This window comes from Bradyrhizobium sp. UNPF46 (genome assembly GCF_006658625.1).
GTDB lineage: Bacteria > Pseudomonadota > Alphaproteobacteria > Rhizobiales > Xanthobacteraceae > Bradyrhizobium > Bradyrhizobium nitroreducens.
The window spans coordinates 120,696-143,612 of the sequence record NZ_LFJB01000086.1; the positions used below are offsets into that span (position 1 = coordinate 120,696).

Annotated in this window: 20 protein-coding genes and 3 pseudogenes; 2 read left to right on the plus strand and 21 right to left on the minus strand. The window is 58.1% G+C overall.

The window, feature by feature from the left end:
- The 16 genes from UNPF46_RS31315 to UNPF46_RS31390 all read right to left on the minus strand — a co-directional run bounded on the left by UNPF46_RS31315 (position 1) and on the right by UNPF46_RS31390 (position 17,943).
- Entirely contained in the window at positions 1–882 is an 882-nt protein-coding gene (locus tag UNPF46_RS31315) for a 3-hydroxyacyl-CoA dehydrogenase family protein (RefSeq protein ID WP_142252597.1), read from the minus strand.
- Entirely contained in the window at positions 879–2,045 is a 1,167-nt protein-coding gene (locus UNPF46_RS31320) for an acyl-CoA dehydrogenase family protein (protein WP_142252598.1), read from the minus strand. The genes UNPF46_RS31315 and UNPF46_RS31320 overlap by 4 nt, the downstream gene beginning before the upstream one ends.
- Positions 2,046–2,753: an SDR family NAD(P)-dependent oxidoreductase gene (locus UNPF46_RS31325; RefSeq protein ID WP_142252599.1), complete on the minus strand. Its 708-nt coding sequence runs from the start codon at positions 2,751–2,753 to the stop codon at positions 2,046–2,048. It lies immediately after the preceding gene.
- Positions 2,746–3,513 carry an enoyl-CoA hydratase/isomerase family protein gene (locus tag UNPF46_RS31330; RefSeq protein WP_142252600.1) on the minus strand — a complete coding sequence of 256 codons (768 nt, stop codon included), beginning with the start codon at positions 3,511–3,513 and terminating at the stop codon, positions 2,746–2,748. Before UNPF46_RS31330 ends, UNPF46_RS31325 begins: the two co-directional genes overlap by 8 nt.
- 3 nt (positions 3,514–3,516) lie before the next feature.
- Complete coding sequence (locus UNPF46_RS31335) at positions 3,517–4,326, minus strand: enoyl-CoA hydratase-related protein (protein WP_246668771.1); 810 nt, start codon at positions 4,324–4,326, stop codon at positions 3,517–3,519.
- Between the two features lie 200 nt (positions 4,327–4,526).
- Positions 4,527–5,639: a CaiB/BaiF CoA transferase family protein gene (locus UNPF46_RS31340; RefSeq protein WP_142252601.1), complete on the minus strand. Its 1,113-nt coding sequence runs from the start codon at positions 5,637–5,639 to the stop codon at positions 4,527–4,529.
- 25 nt (positions 5,640–5,664) lie between these two features.
- Complete coding sequence (locus UNPF46_RS31345; RefSeq protein ID WP_142252602.1) at positions 5,665–7,284, minus strand: class I adenylate-forming enzyme family protein; 1,620 nt, start codon at positions 7,282–7,284, stop codon at positions 5,665–5,667.
- Between the two features lie 992 nt (positions 7,285–8,276).
- Positions 8,277–9,821 (minus strand): acetolactate synthase large subunit, encoded by a 1,545-nt coding sequence (locus UNPF46_RS31350; protein WP_142252603.1) that lies wholly within the window; start codon positions 9,819–9,821, stop codon positions 8,277–8,279.
- A 5-nt stretch (positions 9,822–9,826) separates the two neighbouring features.
- Positions 9,827–10,735: a FadR/GntR family transcriptional regulator gene (locus UNPF46_RS31355; RefSeq protein WP_246668772.1), complete on the minus strand. Its 909-nt coding sequence runs from the start codon at positions 10,733–10,735 to the stop codon at positions 9,827–9,829.
- Between the two features lie 33 nt (positions 10,736–10,768).
- Positions 10,769–11,053, minus strand: a complete 285-nt coding sequence (locus UNPF46_RS31360) for a hypothetical protein (protein WP_142252604.1) — start codon at positions 11,051–11,053, stop codon at positions 10,769–10,771.
- 35 nt (positions 11,054–11,088) lie between these two features.
- Positions 11,089–12,099, minus strand: a complete 1,011-nt coding sequence (locus tag UNPF46_RS31365) for an aldo/keto reductase (RefSeq protein WP_142252605.1) — start codon at positions 12,097–12,099, stop codon at positions 11,089–11,091.
- Between the two features lie 43 nt (positions 12,100–12,142).
- A complete protein-coding gene (locus UNPF46_RS31370) occupies positions 12,143–12,985 on the minus strand; it encodes a fumarylacetoacetate hydrolase family protein (RefSeq protein ID WP_142252606.1) in 843 nt (280 codons plus the stop codon).
- Positions 12,986–13,003: 18 nt separating this feature from the next.
- Positions 13,004–13,987 carry a PDR/VanB family oxidoreductase gene (locus UNPF46_RS31375; protein ID WP_142252607.1) on the minus strand — a complete coding sequence of 328 codons (984 nt, stop codon included), beginning with the start codon at positions 13,985–13,987 and terminating at the stop codon, positions 13,004–13,006.
- 16 nt (positions 13,988–14,003) lie between these two features.
- Complete coding sequence (locus UNPF46_RS31380; protein ID WP_142252608.1) at positions 14,004–15,323, minus strand: Rieske 2Fe-2S domain-containing protein; 1,320 nt, start codon at positions 15,321–15,323, stop codon at positions 14,004–14,006.
- 41 nt (positions 15,324–15,364) lie between these two features.
- Positions 15,365–16,075 (minus strand): 4-carboxy-4-hydroxy-2-oxoadipate aldolase/oxaloacetate decarboxylase, encoded by a 711-nt coding sequence (locus tag UNPF46_RS31385; RefSeq protein ID WP_142252609.1) that lies wholly within the window; start codon positions 16,073–16,075, stop codon positions 15,365–15,367.
- Between the two features lie 638 nt (positions 16,076–16,713).
- Positions 16,714–17,943, minus strand: coding sequence for an ABC transporter substrate-binding protein (locus tag UNPF46_RS31390; protein ID WP_142252653.1), 1,230 nt, complete (start codon positions 17,941–17,943; stop codon positions 16,714–16,716).
- A gap of 713 nt (positions 17,944–18,656) precedes the next feature.
- On the opposite strand from UNPF46_RS31390, the gene UNPF46_RS31395 reads away from it, so the two are divergent.
- Entirely contained in the window at positions 18,657–19,613 is a 957-nt protein-coding gene (locus UNPF46_RS31395; RefSeq protein ID WP_142252610.1) for a LysR family transcriptional regulator, read from the plus strand.
- Here UNPF46_RS31395 and UNPF46_RS31400 read toward each other — a convergent pair.
- The 3 genes and pseudogenes from UNPF46_RS31400 to UNPF46_RS31410 all read right to left on the minus strand — a co-directional run.
- Complete coding sequence (locus UNPF46_RS31400) at positions 19,586–19,828, minus strand: DUF2274 domain-containing protein (protein ID WP_142252611.1); 243 nt, start codon at positions 19,826–19,828, stop codon at positions 19,586–19,588. The two genes, UNPF46_RS31395 and UNPF46_RS31400, sit on opposite strands and share 28 nt — an antisense overlap.
- Positions 19,825–20,331 (minus strand): annotated as a pseudogene (locus UNPF46_RS31405) (TraB/TrbI/VirB10 family type IV secretion system protein); the annotation flags it as partial. The gene UNPF46_RS31400 and the pseudogene UNPF46_RS31405, both read right to left, overlap by 4 nt.
- Positions 20,309–20,485, minus strand: a pseudogene (locus UNPF46_RS31410) (DUF736 family protein); the annotation flags it as partial. The pseudogenes UNPF46_RS31405 and UNPF46_RS31410, both read right to left, overlap by 23 nt.
- 397 nt (positions 20,486–20,882) lie before the next feature.
- On the opposite strand from UNPF46_RS31410, the pseudogene UNPF46_RS38420 reads away from it, so the two are divergent.
- A pseudogene (locus tag UNPF46_RS38420) lies at positions 20,883–21,079 on the plus strand (DUF736 family protein); the annotation flags it as partial.
- A 12-nt stretch (positions 21,080–21,091) separates the two neighbouring features.
- On the opposite strand, the gene UNPF46_RS31425 reads toward UNPF46_RS38420, so the two are convergent.
- Together UNPF46_RS31425 and UNPF46_RS31430 are read right to left on the minus strand one after the other, a co-directional pair.
- On the minus strand, positions 21,092–21,526 hold the full coding sequence (locus UNPF46_RS31425; protein WP_142252612.1) for a hypothetical protein: 435 nt from the start codon (positions 21,524–21,526) through the stop codon (positions 21,092–21,094).
- Positions 21,527–21,666: 140 nt separating this feature from the next.
- On the minus strand, positions 21,667–22,590 hold the full coding sequence (locus tag UNPF46_RS31430; RefSeq protein ID WP_142252613.1) for a DUF2493 domain-containing protein: 924 nt from the start codon (positions 22,588–22,590) through the stop codon (positions 21,667–21,669).
- Positions 22,591–22,917 lie beyond the last annotated feature (327 nt).

The following is a 22,917-nucleotide window of genomic DNA, read 5'->3' on the forward strand; positions in this document are numbered from 1 at the left end:
TTAAGCTCCAAACATCGCGTTGCCTTCGTAGTCGAAAAAGCCCCTCTCGGACTTTCGTCCGAGCAAGCCTGCAGCGACCATCCGCTTCAGCAAGGGCGGCGTGGCGGCGCGTGGATCCAGGGTGATGGGGTAGAACGCCTCGCAGAGACGGACCTGGGTATCGAGCCCGATCAGATCGATAAGTTCGAGCGGCCCCATCTTGTAGCCGAGACCCGATCTAATGGCCTTGTCGACGTCTGCGGCGCTCGCGACTCCCGCCTCAACCAGGCGAATTGCGTCATTGTTGAACGGCACCAGCAGCGCGTTCAAGATGAAGCCCGGCTTGTCCTCCGTCTTGACCGGCATTTGACCGCAGGCCTTGGTCCAATCCCAGGCGGTCTTGAACGTATCCGTCGACGTGAGGATGCCCGACGACATCTCGATCAGCTTCATCAACTGTGCTGGCAGACAGAAATGCATACCAACGACGCGCCCCGGCAGTCTGGATCCGGATGCGATCTCAGTGATGGACAGCGTCGAGGTGTTCGAAGCGAAGATCGCGTCCTTGGCGCAGACCTCGTCGAGCCGCTTGAGCAGATCGCGCTTAGTCGCGAGATCCTCAAACACGGCCTCTATCACCAAATCGCATGCGCCCAGTTCGTCGATATCGCTGGTATGGGACATGGCGCCGGCAATGGCGTCGCGCTTGGCCGCATCAAGCTTGCCGCGTTCGACGGACTTGTCGAGGAATTTCGTAGACTGTTTGGCGGCGCGTTCCAGCGCGTCGCCCTTCATGTCGTAGGAGATGGTGCGGAACCCGGCGCGCGCCGCGACCAGCGCTATGCCCGCCCCCATCGTGCCCGCAGCGCCGCAGACGCCGACCGTCTTGATTGATCTCGTCATTTTGCCGCAAAACTCCTGCCGATAAGTTGCCGGTGGACCTGGTTAGTGCCTTCCCATATCTGAGTGATCTTGGCGTCGCGCATCAGCCGCTCGACGCGATAGTCGCGGCAATATCCATAGCCGCCGAACATCTGCACTGCTTCAGTCGTCACGCGCATCGCAAGGTCCGAAGCGCGCATCTTGGCCATCGACGCCTCGACGCCGAAATCGGTCGTGCCTGAATCGATCAGGCCTGCCAAGTGGTCTAACCAGCACTCTGACATCGCGAGGTCGGTGGCGAGGTCGGCCAGCATGAACTGGTTCGCCTGGAAGTCGACGATGCGTCGGCCCGACTGCTTGCGGTCGTTCATATAGGCCGTCATGTCGTTAAAGGCCGCCATAGCAATGCCCATAGCATGGGCGGCAATACTTGGACGCGAGCGATTAAGCGACGCCAGCAGGATACGTAAGCCGTCTCCGGGTTCTCCGATCAGATTTGCACGCGGCACGCGGACGCCGTCAAACCGCAGGGATGCCGTCGACGAACCGCGATGACCCATCTTGTCCTCGAGTCGGACGACCTCGAGGCCTAGGGTGAATTTCTCGACGATCAACACGGAGATCGCCTTCTTGGCGTCCTCGATGCCAGCGAACTTGCCGAACAGAAGAATGCGGTCGGCGACGTCACCGTTCGTAATGAATAATTTGGCGCCGTCGATCACTATATCGTCGCCGTCGGCTGTGAAGCGCGTCTTCATGCCGGTCGCATCGGAACCAGCCGATTCCTCGGTGATGGCCAGTGACGCAAGACCGCCGTCGGCTATACATGGAAGCAGGCGCGCCTTCTGGTCAGTCGTTCCGAATTCGATGAGCGGCTTCATCGCGTGGAAGTTCGTCGCGTAGATGATTCCAGTGGAAGCGCAGGCCTCCGAGATGAGTTTGACGATAGCGAGGTACAGTCGAAACGGCATTGGCGACCCGCCAAATTCCTCAGGAATATACACTCCGTTCAGGCCTAGTTTGTTGATCGCCTTCACGTTCGTCCATGGAAATTCGCCAGTAGAGTCAGTGTGCCGCGCGTTTGGAGCGATCACATCGGCGCACAGACGTTTCACTTGCGAAAGGATGAGTTTGTCGTCCTCGCTCCAGTTTCGACGGCCTTCGAGTTGGTCGAAGATGGACATCTAGTGATTGGCTCCCTGGCCGCCGTCGATGTATATGGTTTCGCCGGTCAGGAACGCGATGTTCTCTGAATAGAGCGCACCGACGAGACGTGCCACCTCCAGGGGCGATCCGGGCCGACCGGACGGTACGCGCCGCTTCAGCCACGCGCGGACCTTCTCGCTTGCTAGGAAGTCGCGGTTGAGATCGGTCTCGATGTATCCAGGAGCGACGTCCAGAACGCGAATGCCGTCGCGCGCCCACTCGGCGGCAAGGCAACGCGTGATGGCGCCTACCGCCGCTTTGGAGGCGCAGTAAGCCATGTTGTCGACTACCGCGAGCTTGTCGAAGAACGAGCCGATGTTTACTATTAGCGCATCTCCAGTCGCTTTCAGGTGCGGGTAGCTCTCTCGGCAAGCGACCATCACCGCCGACGCATTCAGTCGCATGGTGGTCTCGAAGTCGGCGAGCGATAGCTCGGCGCTACGCTTGGCCTCGTGGGCTCCGGCGTTATTGACAACTCCGATGATCGGCCCGTTTTCCGCCACCTTCGAGATTGCATCTGCGATTGCGCGTTCCTCGGTCATATCACAGGCGTAGCCGGTGCCCGCGGCGCTGGCGCCGCTGCGCGAAAGACCGGCGACCGAAAAGCCGCGGCGGGCGAGCTCCACCGCGATGGCCTCGCCGATCCCGCGGCTCGCACCGGTAACGATGATCTGACCGCTACGCATCCTTGAACTCCGCCTTCCTCTTCTCCATGAACGCCGTCATGCCTTCCGCCGCGTCCGCCGTGGCGTAGGCAAGAGTCGACAAATTGGCTTCGGCCTTTAACCCCTCGTGGATCGGCACGTCTAGCGCCCGTGACACCGCCTCCCGGGCGAAGCCTTGTGCCAAGAGGCTAAAGGACGAGAATTCATGCGCGAACGCCAAAGCCGCATCGACAACATTTCCCTCAACGATCCTGTGCAGAAGGCCTATGCGCGCCCCCTCTTCGGCCTCGACGGTACGGCCTAGAATTATCATCTCCATCGCCCGTGCCTCTCCGATCAGGCGCGGCAAACGTTGCGTCCCACCGTATCCCGGAATGAGACCCAACTTGATTTCCGGAAGACCGAGCTTCGCCCTCGATACCCCGAGTCTGAATGTGCAAGCTAATGCCAATTCCAGACCGCCACCGAACGCGAAACCGTTGATGGCCGCGATTGAGGCGAACGGAAGACGGTCGAGCTGCGCGAAAGCCGCCTGTCCAAGCTCGCTCCCACGCTTGCACTCGATCAACGGCCGATCACCAAGTTCCTTGATGTCGGCGCCTGCACAGAATGCCTTCTCGCCCGCGCCGGTGACAATTAATGCGCGCACCTTCCAGGTGGCAACCTCCACTAAGGCAGCCGAGATTTCCTCAAGGACACCAAACGAAAGCGCGTTCAGCGCTTCTGGGCGGTTTAGACGTAGGAGCGCGCAGTCGTCCAGTCTAGTGAGTTCGACGGACATGGCCTACCTTCCGAATTTGCGGGTATCCGGCTTACGTTTCTCGGCGAAGGACGCCGACAGCTCGTGGCTTTCGTCGGTCTCTAGATACGGCCGCAGCAGAAGATCGTGCGACACACGGGCGAGACCAGACACACCGCCGTGCCGGGCGTTGAACGCGGCCTTGATCGACGCCAGCGCGAATGGACCGCGCTCGGCGACTTCCACCGCGAATTTAAAGGTCTCCTCCTTGAGCTTATCGTCGGGTACCACTTTGTTGATCAGCCCTATCTCAAGAGCCTCGGCCGCCGAGATCTTCGGATTGCAGAACCACATCTCCTTGGCTTTCTTCTTGCCGACCAGATCCTCGAGATACCAGGTACCGTAGCCCGCATCGAATGATCCCATCATGGGCCCGACTTGCCGGAATACGGCGCTTTCCTTAGCAATCGTTAAGTCGCAGACTACCTGCAAAACGTTGCCGCCGCCGACGGCGAAGCCGTTGACGCTCGCAATCACCGGCTTCTGTAGCCGGTCGATGGATTCGTACATTTCGAGCGTAGGTAAAACACCGGCATAAAGCATGGTCTTTTCCATGCCTTCCTTGCGGCCACCGATGCAGAAAAACCTGTCGCCAGCACCGGTGATAACGATCACGCGCGTTCGCGTCTCGCGGCGGATCTCGTTGATGCAGTCTCGGATCTCATGACACATCTCGACCGTGAACATGTTGCCGTCTTGAGGACGGTTAAGGGTGATCGTGCCGATCGGACCGTCTTCTTTATACAGAATAGTGCTGAATGGCACGGCGTTTCCTTTCCAGTTGATTTCTTGCATCGTTGATCGGCGGTCGACCCGCAAAGTTTACAGCCTGATCCTTGCCAGAAGCCATCAGTACGTCCGGGTAGTTGATGCCTGCCGGCCGAATGTCCACGCGGAGTTGCCCCGCACAAGACGCGAGATCGGAAATTTCGTTGCACGCTAGTCGTGATGGCGCTCCGTGTTCGATAGCCTGAAAAGCCCTCACCCAAACCCGCTTAGTTGCCCAAGATTTCGTCGGTATGCGCGCCGAGACGTGGCGGCTTGGCCTCTTTCGATCCACGGAACTGCTCATTCAGGGGCACCGGCAAAGCAGGGATTGTGCGGCCATCCACCGAGATCTTGCGCGCCAGCACGCCTCGTGCTGAGATGTGTGGATCGATCACCGCATCCTTCAGACTAGCGACGATTGAACAGCACACGTCTTTACCTTCGAAGATCGCCATCCAGTCGGCTGCGGTCTTCTTCGCAATGATACGGCCGACGGCGTCGGTGACGGCTGCGTGGTCAGCGCTAGAAGCTCGCATCACCAAATCGAGGCCGATGATCGAACAGAAATTGTCCCAGAACTTGTCCTCGATCGGCGCGGCAGCGAGGAACCTATCGTCAGCCGTCCGATAGATCTGGTAGCGTGGGCTACCACCGGTCACCAGCGCATCGCTTCCCCCCGGCCACAGGTCGGCAACGAAACCGTTGCCGAGCCCCCAATAGGCCAACGTCAGTAAATTCTCGCCCATCGATACGTCGAGATAAGTTCCTTCATTGCTCTTGTCTCGCCCACGCAGTGCTATCAAAATGTTCATAACGGCTGGATAGGCGCCGCCAGCTAGATCGGAGATCAGGACTGGAGGTATTACCGGGGCTCCGTCGACGCCTGTGCTCAAGCCAAGTATGCCTGACTCTGCGAGGTAATTTAGGTCGTGCGCGGCGACCAAGGCTTTCGGCCCGCTTTGCCCCCATCCGCTGATAGAGCAATAGATTAGCCGAGGATTGATTAATCTGAGCGCTTCGTAGCCAAGCCCAAGCCGGTCCATCACGCCGGGACGGAACTGCTCGATCAAGACGTCGGTCTCAGCGATCAACGGCCGGAGCCTTTGGACCGCATCCGGGGCCTTTAAATCGACAGCGATGCTGCGCTTGCCGGCGTTGAGAAGTGCAAAGTTAACACTGTCTTCCCCGAACTTCGGGACGTAGCTTCGCATCTCGTCCCCGCGACCCGGCCGCTCGACCTTGACAACTTGGGCGCCTGCCTCAGTCAGCATGAGACTCGCGAAGGGGCCTGGCAGGAGCGTGCTGAAGTCGAGAACGCGGATGTCATCGAGCGGGCGCATGTGTTGTGACTTTTCCTGATCTCGTCTACGCGCTGTTCGTGCTTGCGGTCGCTCGTATCCGCTGCGGATCTAATTGACGGCGTTGCACCTGAAGCACCAATTCGCGCTTTAGGATCTTGCCGCTCGCAGTGAGAGGAAATTCACTGACGCGGAGAAAGTATTCCGGCATGTCGTACTTGGAGAGACCTTCGCGGCGGAGGTAATCCAGCAGATCGGTCGCTTCGACCGAGCCCGACACCGCGATGCATACTCGCTCGCCCAAACGATCGTCGGGCACTGGGAACGCGGAGACGCGGCCCGCGTCGGGGTGGCGGATAGCTATCGCCTCGATATGTGACGGATAGATGTTGTGGCCGCCCCGAATTATGAGGTCCTTGAGGCGCCCCTCGATGCGGAGATTACCCTTAGCATCAATAACGCCGAGATCTCCGGATAAAAACCAGCCGTCCTTGTTGAAGCTTCCCTCGGTTGCCGTCTGGTTACCCAGATATCCAAGCATCAATGCAGCGCCCCGCCCACCGATATGACCGACCTCGCCGACTGCGACTTCCTTATCCGGATCGGCCGGATCGAACAACTTTACTTCGTAGGATCGTCCGCCCCGTCCACATGTGTTGACGATAGCCTCGGCGTCGTCGTCGGGATGCGTGTACTGATGCGAGGAATTCTCCGTCATGCCGTAGACGTTCTGCGGCTTGATGCCCTGGCTCACGAACGCGGACGCCACACTTGGCGGGATCGGAGCTCCCGCCATGTAGAACGTCTCTACAGAGCCGAGCCTCTCTATACCGACCTGCTGCTGCTCTCCGAGAATGTCCATCGCGTGGGTCGGAACCCCGAGCACATAGTTGGCTCCCGTCGTCTCGATCCAGTCAATCCGGCTCATGCCTTCCGGCGGGTCGGCCATCACGAACCGCCCGCCGGTGAGCAGCCACTGCGCAATGCCTACCCACGCGATGTGGTGCGATAGCGGTGAAAGAGAGAGAATTACCGTCTCGGAGCCGCGCTTCCAATCGGCCACCAAGTCTCGCGCATTCGCAAGCAACGTGTTGTCGGAATGCATAACGCATTTCGGCTGTCCTGTCGTCCCAGACGTGAACGCTAGGTAGGATACCTTGTCCGGATCCATGCAAGGTGGAGTATTGTTGCACGCGGGCGGGGGAAAGGCCTTCGGCGTATAAACGACCTTTAGGCTTTTGATACGGACAAGCGCGGCATCGAAGTCGACGGTCGCGCGATCGGCTCCCCAACCATCTTCGGTCAGAAGCGCGCGTGCCGAAAGCGTCTCGAGCAGTTCGCCGACCTCACCACATGTGTAGGTCTTGTGGATGGACGGATTGCACGCGATCCCTTCGCGTACGCAAGCCAGGAACATGACAACCGCCTCCACGCGGTTCGAAAGCCACATCATCACACGATCGCCACCGCCCAACCCGTATTCGCGCAGATCGGCTGCGACACCGTCAGTCCAACGCTTCAGCTCGCTCCATGTCAGCACACGGCGAGCATCCTGCAACGCAACCGCATCAGGTTGCTCCGACGCATGACGCGTCAAAAGACTATAGAAAGTGTCGTCGCGCCACATACGCTCGCTGTAATAGCGCTGCGTACTCGCCGGGTGATGGAGGGTTAAGTACGGTTTCATCTCTATCTCGCAACGCAGCATCAAATGATAGGCTCAGAGAGTCATGCGCCCCCAAGTAAGAGCAACACCCATGCCATCCGATCGCCTTCGATTGCATCTCGCGGAACAGCTTGTTTTCCCTCGATCATTCAAGGCCATTCGAAATAGTGTCCTTGAAGACAGCACAATTTCTAGAAGCAGCGTCCTCAGATGACTCACGTGTCCTCAAGGAGGACACAGCGGAAATGCACTTGCAACTTCATCAAACAAAACCGCCGCTTGTGAAAGCGGCCGTAGCTCGTCCCGCGAAATGAATAGTATCCGTTCGGACTTCTCCTGGAGGAAAGTTACTTTCGGGTGACGCAAAAATTTGTAAACCGCCTTCATGTGCAATGATGATCGGCGTGGGAGTTCGACAACACAGAACCAGTGAGCAGGCGTGCGGGATCAGAAGCTTTGGCCCGGGCCGCTGGAGCACAGCAAGCTCAGCGAACCTCTGCTTCTTGACCAGAGGACATTTGCTTACGTAATGTCTTGTTGAAAGTGATGTCATGGCCTGCGTAGAAGTGACAGACCGAGGCCGTACGGGTTTTCATCCGCTTCTCGGAGTTGAGTCCGCCCGCGAATCTCTTCGAGCCTCAAGTGCTGCTCCACTGCGGTCAAATCAAGCAGCCCTTGGCGATGCGCCTCGAGCGGCGAGCGGCTCTGGCCCGTGCCGGGCAGTGCCTTTTCACTGCCCGTCGTCGCGCAGCGTTCGATACAGCGGATTGCGGTCGAGGTGCCGAGTCCGAGTTACTGCGCCGCTTCCCGTCGTCTTCGACAAGCGTTACCGCCCGCGCCCTTCCTTCGAGTATCCCTTCGCCATCGCGCGACCTCGCCGCTGCCGTTAAAGCAACCCGACTCTGATTTTGCGCGCCCCTCTGCGACCCCCCTCACCGTGCCGATTCACATCAAACGAAAAACGCTCTAGAACTGGGTTTCATCCGCGAGGCCACACTGGATGCCGCTCCGGATCAGAAGACGACTTCGATGAGGTATGGACCCTCGCTTGCCAGCCCGCGCATTATCTCCGACTGGAATTCCTCAAGCGACGTGGCGCGGCCTGCCTCTACGCCGTGTCCTTGTGCGAGCTTGACGAAATCCATGGTGGGATTTTCAAGGCTCAGCATGTCCTGCGCCTTTCGTCCGGGTGAGATCGCCCCTACCCTCTTCAGTTCGCCGCGAAGTATTTCGTACGATCGGTTCGCAAAGACAACGATCGTCACATCGAGCGCTTCGCGAGCCATGGTCCATAGCGATTGAAGCGTGTACATAGCGCTCCCGTCACCCGATAAGGCTATCGTCTTTCGCAAGGGAGCTGCAATAGATGCGCCGATTGCTACCGGTAACGCGTAGCCGATCGATGCGCCCATACTGTTCATTTGATCATGGGGCTTGCCCTGCCGGAGACGCGGATACAGCGTCCGCCCGATTGAGACCGATTCGTCGACGACAATGGCGTTCTCTGGCACCACCGCGGCCAATACGGCATCGATCCCCTGCGGCGTGATCGGTCCCGTCGGTGATCCTTCAACGGACGGTCTCAGAATTCTCGGCGGGCTGGTCAGTGCGCCCAATTCGGAAGCGATTGCTTCAAGAGCGCCCTCGAGGTCATCTCCCGGTGCGGCAGTCGACAGGACAGTACACTGGGGGGGAGCCAATAAGCCAGGTCGACCTGGGTAACCGAAATAGGCCGCGGGCGGCTTTGCGCCGATGAGGACGATGCGTCTGGTGTCTTGAAAAGCCGCTATCGCAGCATCCACGTTAGGGGAATAGCGCGGTGCATCCGCGCGACCCGCACCCGTTTCCATTCGCGCGTTGTTCGCCTCCGACATCAGCCTACAGCCGCTCTTCGCTGCGATGCGGCCGGCCCATTCCAATGCGCGTCCGCGGAGCGCGCGATCACCCAGAAGCAGCGTGGTAGGTCCTTCTCCGCGTAGCGCTTCGACGGCGGCCGCCACGACTTCCTCGGGAACCTTCCGAGGCGCCAGCGGGGCATTCGGTTGACCAACGCGGTTCGACGGCGACCAAGAGATGTCGGCCGGTAAGATTAAGGTTGCGATCTGACCTGGGTTTGAGCGGGCTGCCTCGATCGCCAGCGCCGTTTCATCTCCGATCCTCAAAGCGGATTGAGAGGTGAGTACCCAATGCGACATCGGACGTGCGATACCCTCAATGTCGGCACTCAGAGGAGCATCGATATTTCGATGCGATGTTGTATGCTCGCCCACGACGTTGACGATCCCCGATCGTGCTTTCTTCGCGTTGTGAAGGTTCGACAGCCCGTTCGCCAAGCCCGGCCCCAGGTGCAGGAGTGTCGACGCCGGGCGGTCTGCGACTCGGTAAAACCCATCCGCGGCTCCCGTGACGACGCCTTCGAAGAGCCCTAAGACACATCTAATTCCGTCGACGCGATCAAGAGCGACGACGAAATGCATCTCGGACGTACCGGGATTTGCGAAGCACAAGTCAACGCCGCCCGCGACGAGCGTTCGGGCGAGACTTTCAGCACCGTTCATTAAATTTACTCCCTATTGACCTTGCCTCGCACGACTTTGAAGCGATCGGACAGACCGAGGGCGCGAGCGTTTTTAAGGTAGGTCCGATAGAGACGGTTGATGCTCTCGTCGAGCTCCTGAGCGGCGCCTTCGGCATCGCCCGCAATAAATCTTCTCATGAAGAGCCTTCGCGAAGAGAGAATAAAGCGGCTATCGTACTCGCCAAGGCTTCGGATGAAATCGCGTACGATATTGAGCATCGCCTCCGTCATGATGGCGAGGATCGGGTTGCCCGCGATTCGCGCCAAGGTTCGATGGAACTGGAAATTGATCTCGACGCGCTGAGGATGAGTGCCAATCGTGATTGCGGCCTCGAGAGCGTCGATGTTCGATTCGAGTTCGGCGATATCGACCGGCGTGGCACGTTTGCACGCCTCTCGGACGACGATGCCCCCGATCCAGATGCGGGCATCGGTTAGTTGCTCGGGCGAAATCGCACCTATATGGAAAAGATCGAGCATCCCAGCCGCAATGCTGGTTCCTCCACCCGCAGCCACGAAGGCGCCGCCGGTAGCGCCTTTCCGCATCCTGATCAGGCCGGCATTCTCCAGCGACCGAAGAGCTTCCCGCAGCACATGTCTCGATACGCCCAATTGGATGGCCATCGCCCGCTCAGATGGCAGTCGGCTCCCGACCTTCAGCCGGCCTTCTGCGAGCTCACTGCGGATCTGCCTGGCAATATCTTCGAACGCTCGCGCATCACCCACCGGTTGAAACTGCAGATCGTCTATAAGTTGCGCGTGGGAGGAACTTGAGACGGGCCGGTCGCGTGAGCCTCTCGTTGATCCGCTCGCACTTGCCTTTTTCGCCGACATTTCCCTGCGCTTTCCGTGCAATGAGAGACCGTTCTCTTCAATGGACACAGTAAAGATCATGATTGGCACCATCAACCTGAGTTCGCTTACGTTTCAGCTCTCGCTGGGGAAAAGAACATTGGATTCTGCCTGGCCAAGGGAGTACATTAACGTTTCACTATCGAATGTAACGCCGCGGAGAATATCAGCCCTCGTTTGCTGCATCGGGGCGCTGATTGCCGCGGTGTAGAACGTCTCCAGAAACATCCTCCCGTCCAAGGCGAACCCGTCGACTTCGGCGACACGCTCGTTAATGACTCGTCGCTTCGGGAGGCTTGGGGGGCCATCATCAGAGGCGGTGAAGCCGTCAAACCAAGCTTTGAACTCGTAAGGCGTCATCAAGGCTCTCCGTGTCGCTGACGGACGAATCGCAACTAAGTACGACCGGATATTCTCTCATCGAGCGAGAGGCTGCCGGATCGGATCGCCTCGATGCGCTTCAAAATCTCGTCGCCAAGCGGCCCCCGCTCAACGCTCTTTGCGGCAGCTCTGACTTGGTCGATGTCCGAAAAGCCGAGTACGACAGTCGAAAGACCGAAGGAAATCGAGTATCTCACGGCCAAGTCGAGCAAGTCCTCGGCGGCGCCTTGCTCTACGAGCGGGATAAAATGTCGGGCTTTTTCAACATCGTCGGCATAGCTCGTGCCGGATCCTATCGGATCGACCTTCGCCAGTGCGACCGGATGACGATCGATCGTCCCGACCAGCGCGCCGCCCGCGAGAGCCCGAATGCCGATCGTTCCCATGCCTTTGCTTTCGGCGAAGCTGAGAATACCGTCGTAATTTTGTGCCTCATGCTTCGAACCGACCGGCAATGCGGCGCTGGAATTGAGAAGATTGAGCACTAGTTGGGCGGTGTCGAATTCACCGGAGGCTATCAATCTTGTGATCGATCTAGTCTCTCCAAGGCCGCTGATTCCGATGAACCGGACCTTTCCTGCCGTCTGTAGCGACTTCAACTCGGGCAGAATCTCAGCGAGCACAGCTTCCGGACGAAGGCCATTTCCTGCCGGATTGGCCGACACGCCATTGTGGACCTGCAGAAGTTCGATCCGCTCCACCCCGAGCCGACTAAGACTCAATTCGACGGAAGCCCTGACTGCTTGGGGTAAATTGGCATCTTCTGCGGTCGGCACCATGACCTTAGTTCCGACGAGCGGCTTGGACTTCGATCGCGACAGAGCGCGGCCAAGGTTCTCTTCGGAACGACCATTCCCATAGTGAGGAGCGGTATCGAAGTACGATATACCGAGGTCCGCACAGAGCGCGACGGCGGCCTCCTGGTCGGCAGACGATCCCTGCACCATGAGGCCACCAACGAAGCCGCAGCCGAATCCCAGCACCGAGACTGGCAACCCGGTTCGGCCGAGAACATTCTTCTTCAAGGTTGCATTCCCCCGATAGATGCGCCGGATCGACTGTCTCGAGTTACTCTGCGACAACCGAATTTTTCAATTTTCCGACGCTTGAAATCTCTACCTCGACGGTATCCCCCGGCTTCATCCACAGTGGGGGCTTTCGGTACGCGCCGACGCCTCCGGTCGTGCCCGTGCTGATCACGTCGCCAGGAACCAATTCCGTGAATCGAGAGCAGTAGGCCACCAACTGCGGGACGCTGAAGATCATGTCGTCGAGTTGGGCCCGCTGAACTTCCTGCCCATTTATCCTCGTTAACAGAATGAGAGAACGAAGGTCCGGGACCTCGTCCTTCGTAACTAGCCAGGGACCAAAGGCTGCGGTTGCGGGGAAGTTCTTACCGGGCGAGATTTGTCTCGTGTGGGATTGCCAATCGCGGATAGTGCCCTCGTTGTAGCAAGAGTAGCCTGCGACGAATTCGAAAGCATTCTCCTCGGAAACGCGACGTGCCTTCTTTCCGATAACGATGGCCAGTTCGCCCTCATAATCGAATTGTTCCGACTCTTTGGGTCGTATCAGGAGGGCGCCATTACCCACTTGGGATGATGCAAGTCGAAGGAATACCATCGGATAGTCGGGCTTGGGTAGACCGACCTCGGCCAAGTGCGCGTGGTAGTTGATCCCGATGCAGATGATCTTGTCGGGGTTCGGAATGGGTGGACGGACCGTTATTTCGGACATGTTATAGTCCGGAGCCATACCGGAGTGCCGGGCAATCTGCTCAAGAGACGTCGTCGAGATCAGCGTTTTCAAATCCGGGCACTTATCGAATCTCCGGCTCAAGTCAACGATGCCGCCATCGACGACGATCCCGAACCTATCCCCATGCGGGCATGTAAAGCTTGTCAGTTTCATACGTGGCTCCGCGGGGAATTACAGATCGAGCACCAGGACATCGTCCAAGCTGCCCGAACAACAGATCATCAAGGTTTGGTTAGCGGCTTTTTCTTCGTCCGTAAGGATCAGATCGCGGTGATCTGCGCGTCCGGAGACGATTCTTGTTTCGCAGGATCCGCAGACGCCTTGCTCGCAGGAAGTGGTGACCTGGATGCCCGCGTCGCGGAGCGCCGCGAGGATTGTCTGACCGGAGCGAATCTGGATCGTGCGATTGGATCGGTACAGTCGCACGGTGAATCCGCCGGTAATAGCTGCCGGAACTTCCGAACTGAAGCGCTCGACGTGATTGAAATGACCGTCCCTGGTGGAAGTTGCCTTTTCAAACGCGTCCAACATGGGCGAAGGACCGCAGCAGTACAAATGAGTATCCGGCTCAGCAGCCCGAACGATCTGCTCCAGATCCAAGGGCAGCCCATCGTGCTCTTCATCTATATGTATGAAGACGCGGTTGTTAGTCCCGCAAGATGAAGAAAAAAGAGCAACTTCTTCGCGAGTGCGGATCGCTGCGTGAAGTTTCCAGTCCATGCCGATCCGGCTCGCCCGTGCCGACATGCTGAGAAAGGGCGTCACTCCGATGCCGCCTGAGATAAAGATCGCAGGCTTCTTATCTTCGACAAGCGAGAAGTTGCAGCGAGGTTTGCCGACCGGAATTATCACTCCGGGTTTGCACACCTCGTGGGCGAGGCGAGACCCGCCGCGGCCCGATTGATCGAGTTTTATGCCGAATAGAAATCGACTACGATCTTCGGGATCGTTTGCAATGGAATATTGTCTCACGACGCCATTGGGAAGATAAAGATCTACGTGCGCCCCTGCAGTGAACTCCGGGACGCTCTCGAAGGCGACGGGACGTAACTCATAGAAGTTCACGCCCGGACCTGCATATGCGATCTTTACGACCCGCATATCGATGCATTCCTGAGCGGAACTCGTTTCGACCGATGTAAGCTTCACATTCACGTGTGGATATCCTCGGTTATTCGGCGGCGACAGCCAGAGGCGCCGGATGCAGGGCTTGCGCCATGCGCTCCTGATACGCCTCCTGCCAACCAACACGGCTGTCCGTGAGGAAATATCCGCTGCGTGCCGCGTAGAATACGGCGGGATCGTCAACGCCCGGAGGTGCCGTTCCAGCCAGATAGGCCTGCACAGCCTTGACGAGCCGCCTTCTGGTGCGGGCGACCATCTGGTCCGTGGGCGCGAGCTGCTCAAGGTTGTGATCGACGATATAGCCCATGCTCTCCACAGCGGCCTGATCTTGGACTCTGAGGTTGTCGATCCCCGAATAGATCGTGCCATCCTGCTGAGCCGATCGACTCATTTCCCAGTCGTTTTCGACGCTCTGGCGAATTCGCCAGCGGCCGAACCAGTCCGTCGTATTTGGTAGGAAGTCGTTGTCGTTACGCAATCCGGGCAACTGCTTGCCGTGCTTGTCGACGGCCCGGAGCGCAGGCGACTTCCTTTTCCAGGAGAAGTGGAACAACATCGTGTGATGATCGTCCATCGGCACGAAGGCGCGAGCATCGATATGATCCTCAAACGGGCCTTGCGGGCTCTGAGTCCAACAGGGGAAGAGAAAGTTCGCGAACCGCCAATAGGTCTTTCCGTCCGTGGTTCCTCGGAAGGCTGCGTAACTGGTTCCCCATGGGGCATCACCCATCGAGAATTCTGGAATGCGATTCTCGGCCGTGTGACGTAGCAGATTGTCCGGAGCCATATCCTCCGGATCGACACTGCCCATGTGCAGAAAGCCGAAATGCGAAGTATCGAGATCGCCCTCCGCCACCTGAAGCCAGTTGCACTCGCGTTGGACACAATACACGCTGACTTCGGCGTCGGGCAGCACAGTCGCCTCAAACGCGGGAAGCGGCGGAGCTTCCGTGCGTTGCCCCATATATACCCAGACGACGCCGGCGCGCTCCGCGGTGCGATATGAGTTGACGCGCACCTTGCCCTGGAAGCGTTGCGAAGCAGGCACGCTTGGCATGTCAACGCAGCGGCCGTTGGCGCCGAATTGCCAGCCATGATAGATGCAGCGCAGCCCGGCGTCCTCATTGCGTCCAAGGAATAGCGAGACGCCACGATGCGGACAGCGCTCGTCAATCACTCCAACGGCGCCTTTGCCATCCCGGAATGCCACCAGCTTCTCGCCCAGAAGCATCAGTCGAACGGGCGCGCCTCCGCGCTCGAGCTCGCGGGACATCAAGGCCGGAAGCCAATATTCGCGCATAAACCGTCCCATGGGCGTGCCCGGCCCGACATGGGGCAAAGATTTCGTCGAAACTGACTCACTCATGGAGTAGCCCTTTCCTTTCGATGTTCAACCAAACAACGCTGCTATTTCTCGCTTTGGTCCATGACATCAGCCAGATTATCAACGTAGCGCAGCCCTGCAGCAGCGAGCTTTGGCCGCATCCCCAGTCTGTCGAGGCTCAATTTTTTTTCGGTCATTTGCTCGCGCGACACGTCTTCCCTGGTCTTGCGTTGGGCTGCGGCCTGCCCTGTCTCTTGGACCTTAGCGTAAGGAACGCATGCGACGCCGTCGTCGTCGGCCACGATCAAGTCGCCGGGGCTTACGATCATTCCGGCACACACGATTGGTACGTTCACACTTCCAAGCGACGCCTTGACCGTTCCCCTCGCCGAAATAGCGCGACACCAAACCGGAAACTGCATGTCTTGCAGTGCTCGCACGTCCCGACAGCCAACGTCCAGCACTGCTCCGACCACTCCCGCGGCCCGCAAGGACGTGGCGAGCAGTTCGCCCAAGGCTCCATCTGTGCAAGGGCTCTCGCTCGCAACCACGAGGACATCGCCTTGCCGGCACATTTCAATCGCGACGTGGATCATCCAATTGTCGCCCGGAGGAATAAGAACGGTCACGGCGTTGCCGGCGATCGAGGCACCCGTGTAGATGGGCCGGAGCACAGGCAACGCGAGCCCTTGCCGTCCCATGGACTCATGAACCGTCGCGACCCCCAATCCCGGAAAGTCCGCACAAACGGACGGGGGCGACCGCGGGATGTTACGGACGACGATGCCTCGCATTGTTTCCTCCATTGGTTCAATCATTGCAGCAAACGAAATCCATTGCAAGCTAATAAATTACTAGCATATTCGCACAGTATTGTATGATCGGACAAAAAACGACACGTATTGGCTCAATCAATTGATCGGCCTTGATCTGGAGGCGAGGGCGAACCCAACGGGCGGAACGACGAAGCCGACAAGATGCTGAAACAAGCGGGCGCAAGCGATATGCAGAACAGAACTCCGCCGATATGCGTAGTTGAACCGCTGACGCGCCTTGTCGTGGCGGCCTTTAGATGTTCGCTTTGACGTTGCGGATAGCGGAAGGCAAGTCCGCCCTTGTTCAGTTTACTGCAATCAGGAAAGATCGTGAGACGCAAGCGAGCGAACTCGCGGCAAGATATGGAGAGAAATACCCGTATTAACGTCCATCGTATTTCGAGCGCGCGTCGTCCATATCAAAGGCATGATACCATTTGTCGATTGACAACTTTCGATGTGAAGCATTCGCAGGCCCTTCAATTCTTTGGAGGGAAACCGGATATCTTGCGCTTTTCGGCTGCCTGTCCGCGGATTGCTGCAACAAAGGGCCTTCCGCGGCGGCCTCGCGGAAGTCATTTTTGAAGCGAATTCTTCGCGACGACAGCCCGGGAAGATTAATTTCTAAAATGATCTGAAATGATCTCACCGAACAGCTTCCAGGTCTTGCCCTCGAAGCGCGCGAGTTGAAGTTGCGAGATAGGGGCGAAATCGGTCGGTGAGGTGTTGACTTTGACGCCCGGCAGGACGCCGTCGGGTACGAAGTCCTTGATGCTGGCCGCCTGCCTCATCACGTTGGCGCGGGTTAGATCGTCGCCACACTGTTTGAGAACCTGGACAAGGCCTTGGGCCACATTGTAGCCGTACACCACCCTGACGTCGGTGCGATCGGCTTCGGGATAATACTTGTCGAGGAAATCGCTCAAGGCCTTCATGCCCGGATCGTCCTTCCATTGCGCGTCGGCGGGGTCCTTCATATAGCTCGAGGAGATGATGCCCTGCGAATTTTCGAACCCGGCGGGCTCGATCACGTTGCCGACCGAATTGGCGACGTTATTGAGGATGTGGATCGGCTTCCAGTCGACTTCGCGCATCTTCTTGATCGCCTGCGCCGCGAATTTCGACGTCGTGACGTTGAAGAACACGTCCGCGTCGGTCGATTTCAGCTTGACGATGTTTGAATCGATGGTGGGCTGCGACACCTCGTAGCTCTCCTCGATCACGATCATCGAGGCAGCCTTGGCGCCGAGGGCGTCCTTTAAACCCTTGACGTAATCTTTGCCGTAGTCGTCGTTCTGGTAGAGAACTGCGATCTTACCGTTCGGCTTCTCCTTCATAATGTACTCGGCGTAGATATGGGATTCGCTCTGGAAGCTGGGTTGCCAACCCATCGTCCAGGGGAAATCCTTCGGATTGTTCCACTTGGTAGCACCGCTGGCGACGAACAACTGCGGCACCTTCTTGGAATTCATGTACTTCTGGACAGCCGTATTCGACGGCGTGCCCAACGGGTTGAACACCAGCAACACTTCATCGCCCTCGACGAGCTTACGAGCCTGCTCGACAGCCTTCGGCGGCGAGTAGGCGTCGTCGTAAGAAACGAAGTTGATCTTGCGACCGTTGATGCCGCCCTCAGCGTTGATCTTGCGGAAATAGGCTTCTTCGGTTTTGCCCATAATGCTATAGGCAGAGGCTGGGCCCGAGTACGGCATGATGTTGCCGATCTTGATTTCGGTATCAGTGGCGCCTAAGTCATATTTCTTCTGCGCGAAAGACGGGCTGCTCGTGGCCGCAAGCAACGCGAGCGCAGCCGCAACGGCTCTGAGTCGCAATTGATTGGTGGGCATTCTGGTCTCCTTGGATCCGATTTGTTGTTGTAGATGGCGAAGAACATCGCGGCTCTTGGCCTTCATTCAATACCTTCTGCGGTCCGCCTCCGCGCGATTCGAAAGCCTCATCATCACACGGTTGCCACCGCCCAACCCAACCCGTATTCGCGCAGATCGGCTGCGCCCCCGTCAGTCCAACGCTTCAGCTCGCTCCATGTCAGCACCTGGCGAGCATTCTGTGACGTACAGCATCAGGTTGCTCCGACGCATGACGCGTCAAAAGACTATAGAAGGCGTCATCGCGCCACATACGCTCGCTATAATAGCGCCGAGCACTCGCCGGGTGATGGAGGGTTAAGTACGGCTTCATCCTTATCTCGCAACGCAGCATCCAATGAGAGGGGCTCAGAGGGTCATGCTTGCTCCCCAAGTATGAGCAACACCCATGCCATCCGATCGCCTTCGATTGCATCTCACGGAACAGCTTGTTTTCCCTGGATCATCCAAGGCCATTCGAGTTTGTGTCCTTGAAGACAGCACATTTTTCTAGAAGCAGCGTCCTCAGATAAATCACGTGTCCTCAAGGAGGACACAGCGGAAATGCTCTTGCAACTTCGCCGCTGGAATAGAACGCAATCACCGATGACTTAGACCCACTGAATTAACAACCAAGAATCGTCTTATTTCTATGTACAACCATCACCATCTTTCATCTGGATGGTGTGGCTATCATGGAGCGTCCCAGTTTTCCCGGGCTCCTGAGGGGAGGACGGCCCCTTAGTTTAAATTTTGATCAACTTCAACACGCGATCACAGCGGCCGATTACGGCAGCTTCCGACAAGCCGCCGAAGCGCTCTCCATCAAACAATCGACGCTCAGCCGTTCAATTCAACTACTCGAATACAACTTTGGAGCCAATATATTCGAGCGATTCAGCGGTGGAGTGCGCGTGACTCCGGCCGGCCGTAACTTCTTGAGGGTAGCGCGCTCAATAGTCGATCAGGTGGACACGCTTGCCACTACTACAAGAGCAAGTGGCCGAGGGGAAGCTGGTCGACTCGCAATTGGATTCTGCACATCTCTCACCGCTGGCAATCTGAGAGAATCGCTCCTCGATCTCCTTCACAAGTTTCCCCAGATCGAAGTCGTTACTGCGGAACGACGACGTGCGCATCTAATGTCTGCGCTCCGCCATGGCGTGCTTGACGTACTTATCCTGACGCGTGGGATTCCATTTCCAAACATAAATACAAAATCGCTTTGGAACGAACGTGTTTTGGTCGCCTTGTCCGTGGAACATTCGTTGGCGAGGCGTGACGTCGTTTACTGGACCGACTTGCGGAGCGAAACAGTTATCTTGAGTCAGTACGACCCTGGGCGCGAAATTGAGGATCTGTTGGTATCGAAGCTGTCCTCACCCGACGATCGGCCGAAGATTGAACTTCATGATATAAGCCGCGGCGCAGTAAAGAGCCTGGTCACAATGAAAGTCGGTGTCAGCCTTGTTCTCGAATCAGATATTGGCGCCAATTTCTCCGGTCTCACATATAGGGAGCTTCGTGACGGTTGCGGACCTAGCGTAATGAATTATGCAGCCTACTGGAAAAGCGATAATGAAAATCCTGCGCTCGGAACTTTCTTGAAGCTACTTTCCGAACGCTATCCCTCGCGTTTCCTAAAAACTTGATGTGTGCGTCGAAGCTTCGCAAAGGCTCGATCTGTTGCCATAAAGCGCGATAACATGGGGACGATCAGTTTCAGCGGATCCCGGACAGGTTGTTCGCACTCACGTGCAAGAAGCTCGGCGTAGACGACCAAGTCTCGATGAACGCTTGCCGGCAGTTCAAGTGTAACCTTGACGGGCTTAGCCTCCTCAAATGATTGAATTTTAAGCTTAGTCATGTTGCGCTATCCCTCCAAGGTTCGAGCACGAGATCGTGGGTGACCATCACCCGTACCGCAAATCCCGGACGGATCGTCAGGGTCGGCTGGATGTTTTGATTGCGTCGAACCAACTGTTCGCCTGTTTGGTTTAGAGATTGCCCGGTCGAACGCCGTAGCGCTTGAATTACGACACTGTTAGTGTTGTTGACGTCCGCTCCTGAATTCACCTCAGTGCCTACAGCGAGCAGGGTCGAGAGCGCCGCAGCCCCGAGTAACTCTTTCCAGTGATTGTTGACTTCATCCTCGAGGCCGGAGATTCCTGCGGGGTCCGCGCCGGCTTGTCGTTCCAACACGATCGATCGCCCATTCGGCAGTAACAGTCTGGTCCAGACTAGGAGCACGCGCGACTGCCCGAATGCGACCTGGCTGTCATATGTCCCGATTAAGCGCGCGCCCTGCGGAATCAGTCGGACGCGGCCAGTTGGGGTATCATAGATATTTTCGGTGACTTGCGCTGTTCTCGGCTCGGCCCACGTAGATGCGATGGCTGGGAGCGTTTTCGTTGGAGCGGTTGGCATCAGCCACGATGCGAACGCCCCTGGCCTGCAAGCTCAGAGTGACGATCTCGCCCTGGAAATCGTTTCCGACCTTCTTGAAAGAACCGATGGTAGCCATGTCACTTCTCCTGTTGTGTTTCGAGCCCGCGACCACCGCGGCCTCGATGGCGATCTACAGGCCGAGGACGATCGGCGACGCACCCGCTTGGGCCGCAGCGTAGCGGAGGACGCCGGCGTGAAGACTTTCTTGCCTCGCGAGGAATGGGCGTTAGCCCAGGGGAAGAAAGTCTTAAGCGACGGCGTTGCGGCTCAGACGATCGAGGCGTAGCCGGTCTTCGGCCAGATCGAGCCATCAATGAGGCCACGTGCGTCCGCGTGCTGAACCACAATGTCGGGAGAAGACTTGGCGCATCTCGGTTGTGACGAACAAGAGGTAGCAACGTTTGGGCGTAGAGAAAGAAACGAGGTGCAGGAAACGGCGGCATTGTCAGCAGACCATGGCCTCTAACGTACCACCCCACCATCGAATCCATGTGGGCCGGGCCGAGATCGGCGCAGTCTGCTCGATGCCCTCCGGAAGGAAGGATGCTACTCCTCGCTCAAGCTCGACGATCCTCCCTTCAATGCGCTGATTTACGCAAACCTGTTCGATGATGAAGGTGGCGGAGGACTATGCGCCGCACGTGGCGGGCAGGGGAAGAACGGCGAGTGAGGCTCGGCTCCTCTAAGCCCCGATCGCTACCAACGGGCGGGGTTCGGCGAAGATGGTCAATCGTACCCATGCCGTAGCGCCAACGGAAACTGCGCCGAGACAAGCGAAGACTTCACGCCAAGCCAGGGAAGGCACTCCGATCTGCGCCATTGCGAGAATCACATGATAGCCGGCAATGGCTGCCGGGACAGCGAAAACGGTCCCGATGGCCGCGCGCACGATTGTAGACCGCGTCATTGCAAAAGCGATTTGACCCAGAACCAGCGTCGATGCGCCGGCGAAAGTGCCAACCAGAACGGCGCCGACGACGCCAGCTCCGTTATTAAACGCCAACATGCCGATGCTGACGGCGACGAAAAACGGCACGGCATATACCGCAAGCGCGAAGATCAGCCAGCAGAACAAGCCGAGACCGACGGTGTTGAGAACAAGTCCAAGGGCAAGCATGGTGGTGGCTCCGTTTGCATAGAGGGAACGGTCGCGCCTTCCACCACCACCGCGGCGCAATTTTGGACATAAAGTCGAAACTTGGCGGAGTTGCGGCGCATGCGACTCCGCCTAATTTCGGAAAGTAGCCAAGACGGCGCTCACACGCCGCCGAACTTCCAAACGGCAATGCCGAGACGCTTCGCCTTGTCGGCGAGATTGTCCTGGATTCCCGTGCCTGGGAAGTGCATGAGGCCGATCGGCAGTAGTTCGAGCATGGCGTCGTTGCGTTTGAACGGTGCTGCCTTGGCGTGCTTGATCCAATCCGGTTTGAAAGCGACCTGCGGCACTTTGCGGTTAGTCGCCCATTTGGCGGCGATCAGTTCAGCGCCCTTCGGCGAACCGCCGTGGACCAGGACCATGTCGGGATGCTTTGCGTGGACCTTGTCGAGGCGATCCCAGATCAGACGGTGATCGTTGAAGTCGAGGCCGCCGGTGAGTGCGATCTTCGGCCCGGACGGCAACAAGACCTCGTTTTCGGCGCGGCGCTTGGCGGCGAGATAGTCTCTGGAGTCGATCATCGCCGCGGTCAGCGCGCGGTGGTTGATAAGTGATCCCGATCGGGGGCGCCAGATCGAACCAGTGTGGGCCTCAAAGCGCTCGATGGCCTGATCGCGGAACAGTTCCAGACAATTGCGGCGCTCGATCAACGTGATGCCTTCGGCCGTCAGTCGCTCCAGTTCGACCGATCTCACCTCCGAGCCGTTCTGCTCGTGCTGACTCTTGCGTTGCGCTTGCTCGTTGTTGTCGAGTTCGCGTCCAATCCGGTCCCCAGCACGGTGGAACAAGTTGACGGTCGACCAGAGCAGATCCTCGAGATCAGGTTCAAGCCGGGTGTCGCTTAGGGTGGCAACCAGGGCATCGAAGATATCGGCGACAGCGCCGGTGATCATCTTGCCCTCGGGAAGCGGTCTCGGATCGGGTTGGTCGTCGAATGGACGGTGGCCGAAGAGCTGCAGCTCGTTGAGGACGTGTTCGGTCGGAGACGTGGAGTGCGGTGGTTCGATGTCGTCATGATCGGTCATGGGAGACGGTTCCTTGTCGGATTGGCCGCGCCCATCGCGGCCTTCGTGGCGATTGCTCAGGCGGCAGGCGGAACGGACCAGAACCCGAAGCGAAGCGGAGGGCCGCAGCGATAGCGGAGGATGGCGGAGGCCGGCTATTTTGCCTCGCGATGCAAAGCGCGCCATTCAATCATCCAAGACGTGTTTTCTCGATGCCGGCGCGCGGCGGAAAATAGCCGGGCGCAGCCATTGCCGGGTCGGGCCGCTTGCCGTCCGATCGCCCTCTAGAAGGCCGTGAGCGCGACCAAGCCCGGCGGGGTGCCCCTCACCTGGCTGATCTGTCGACAT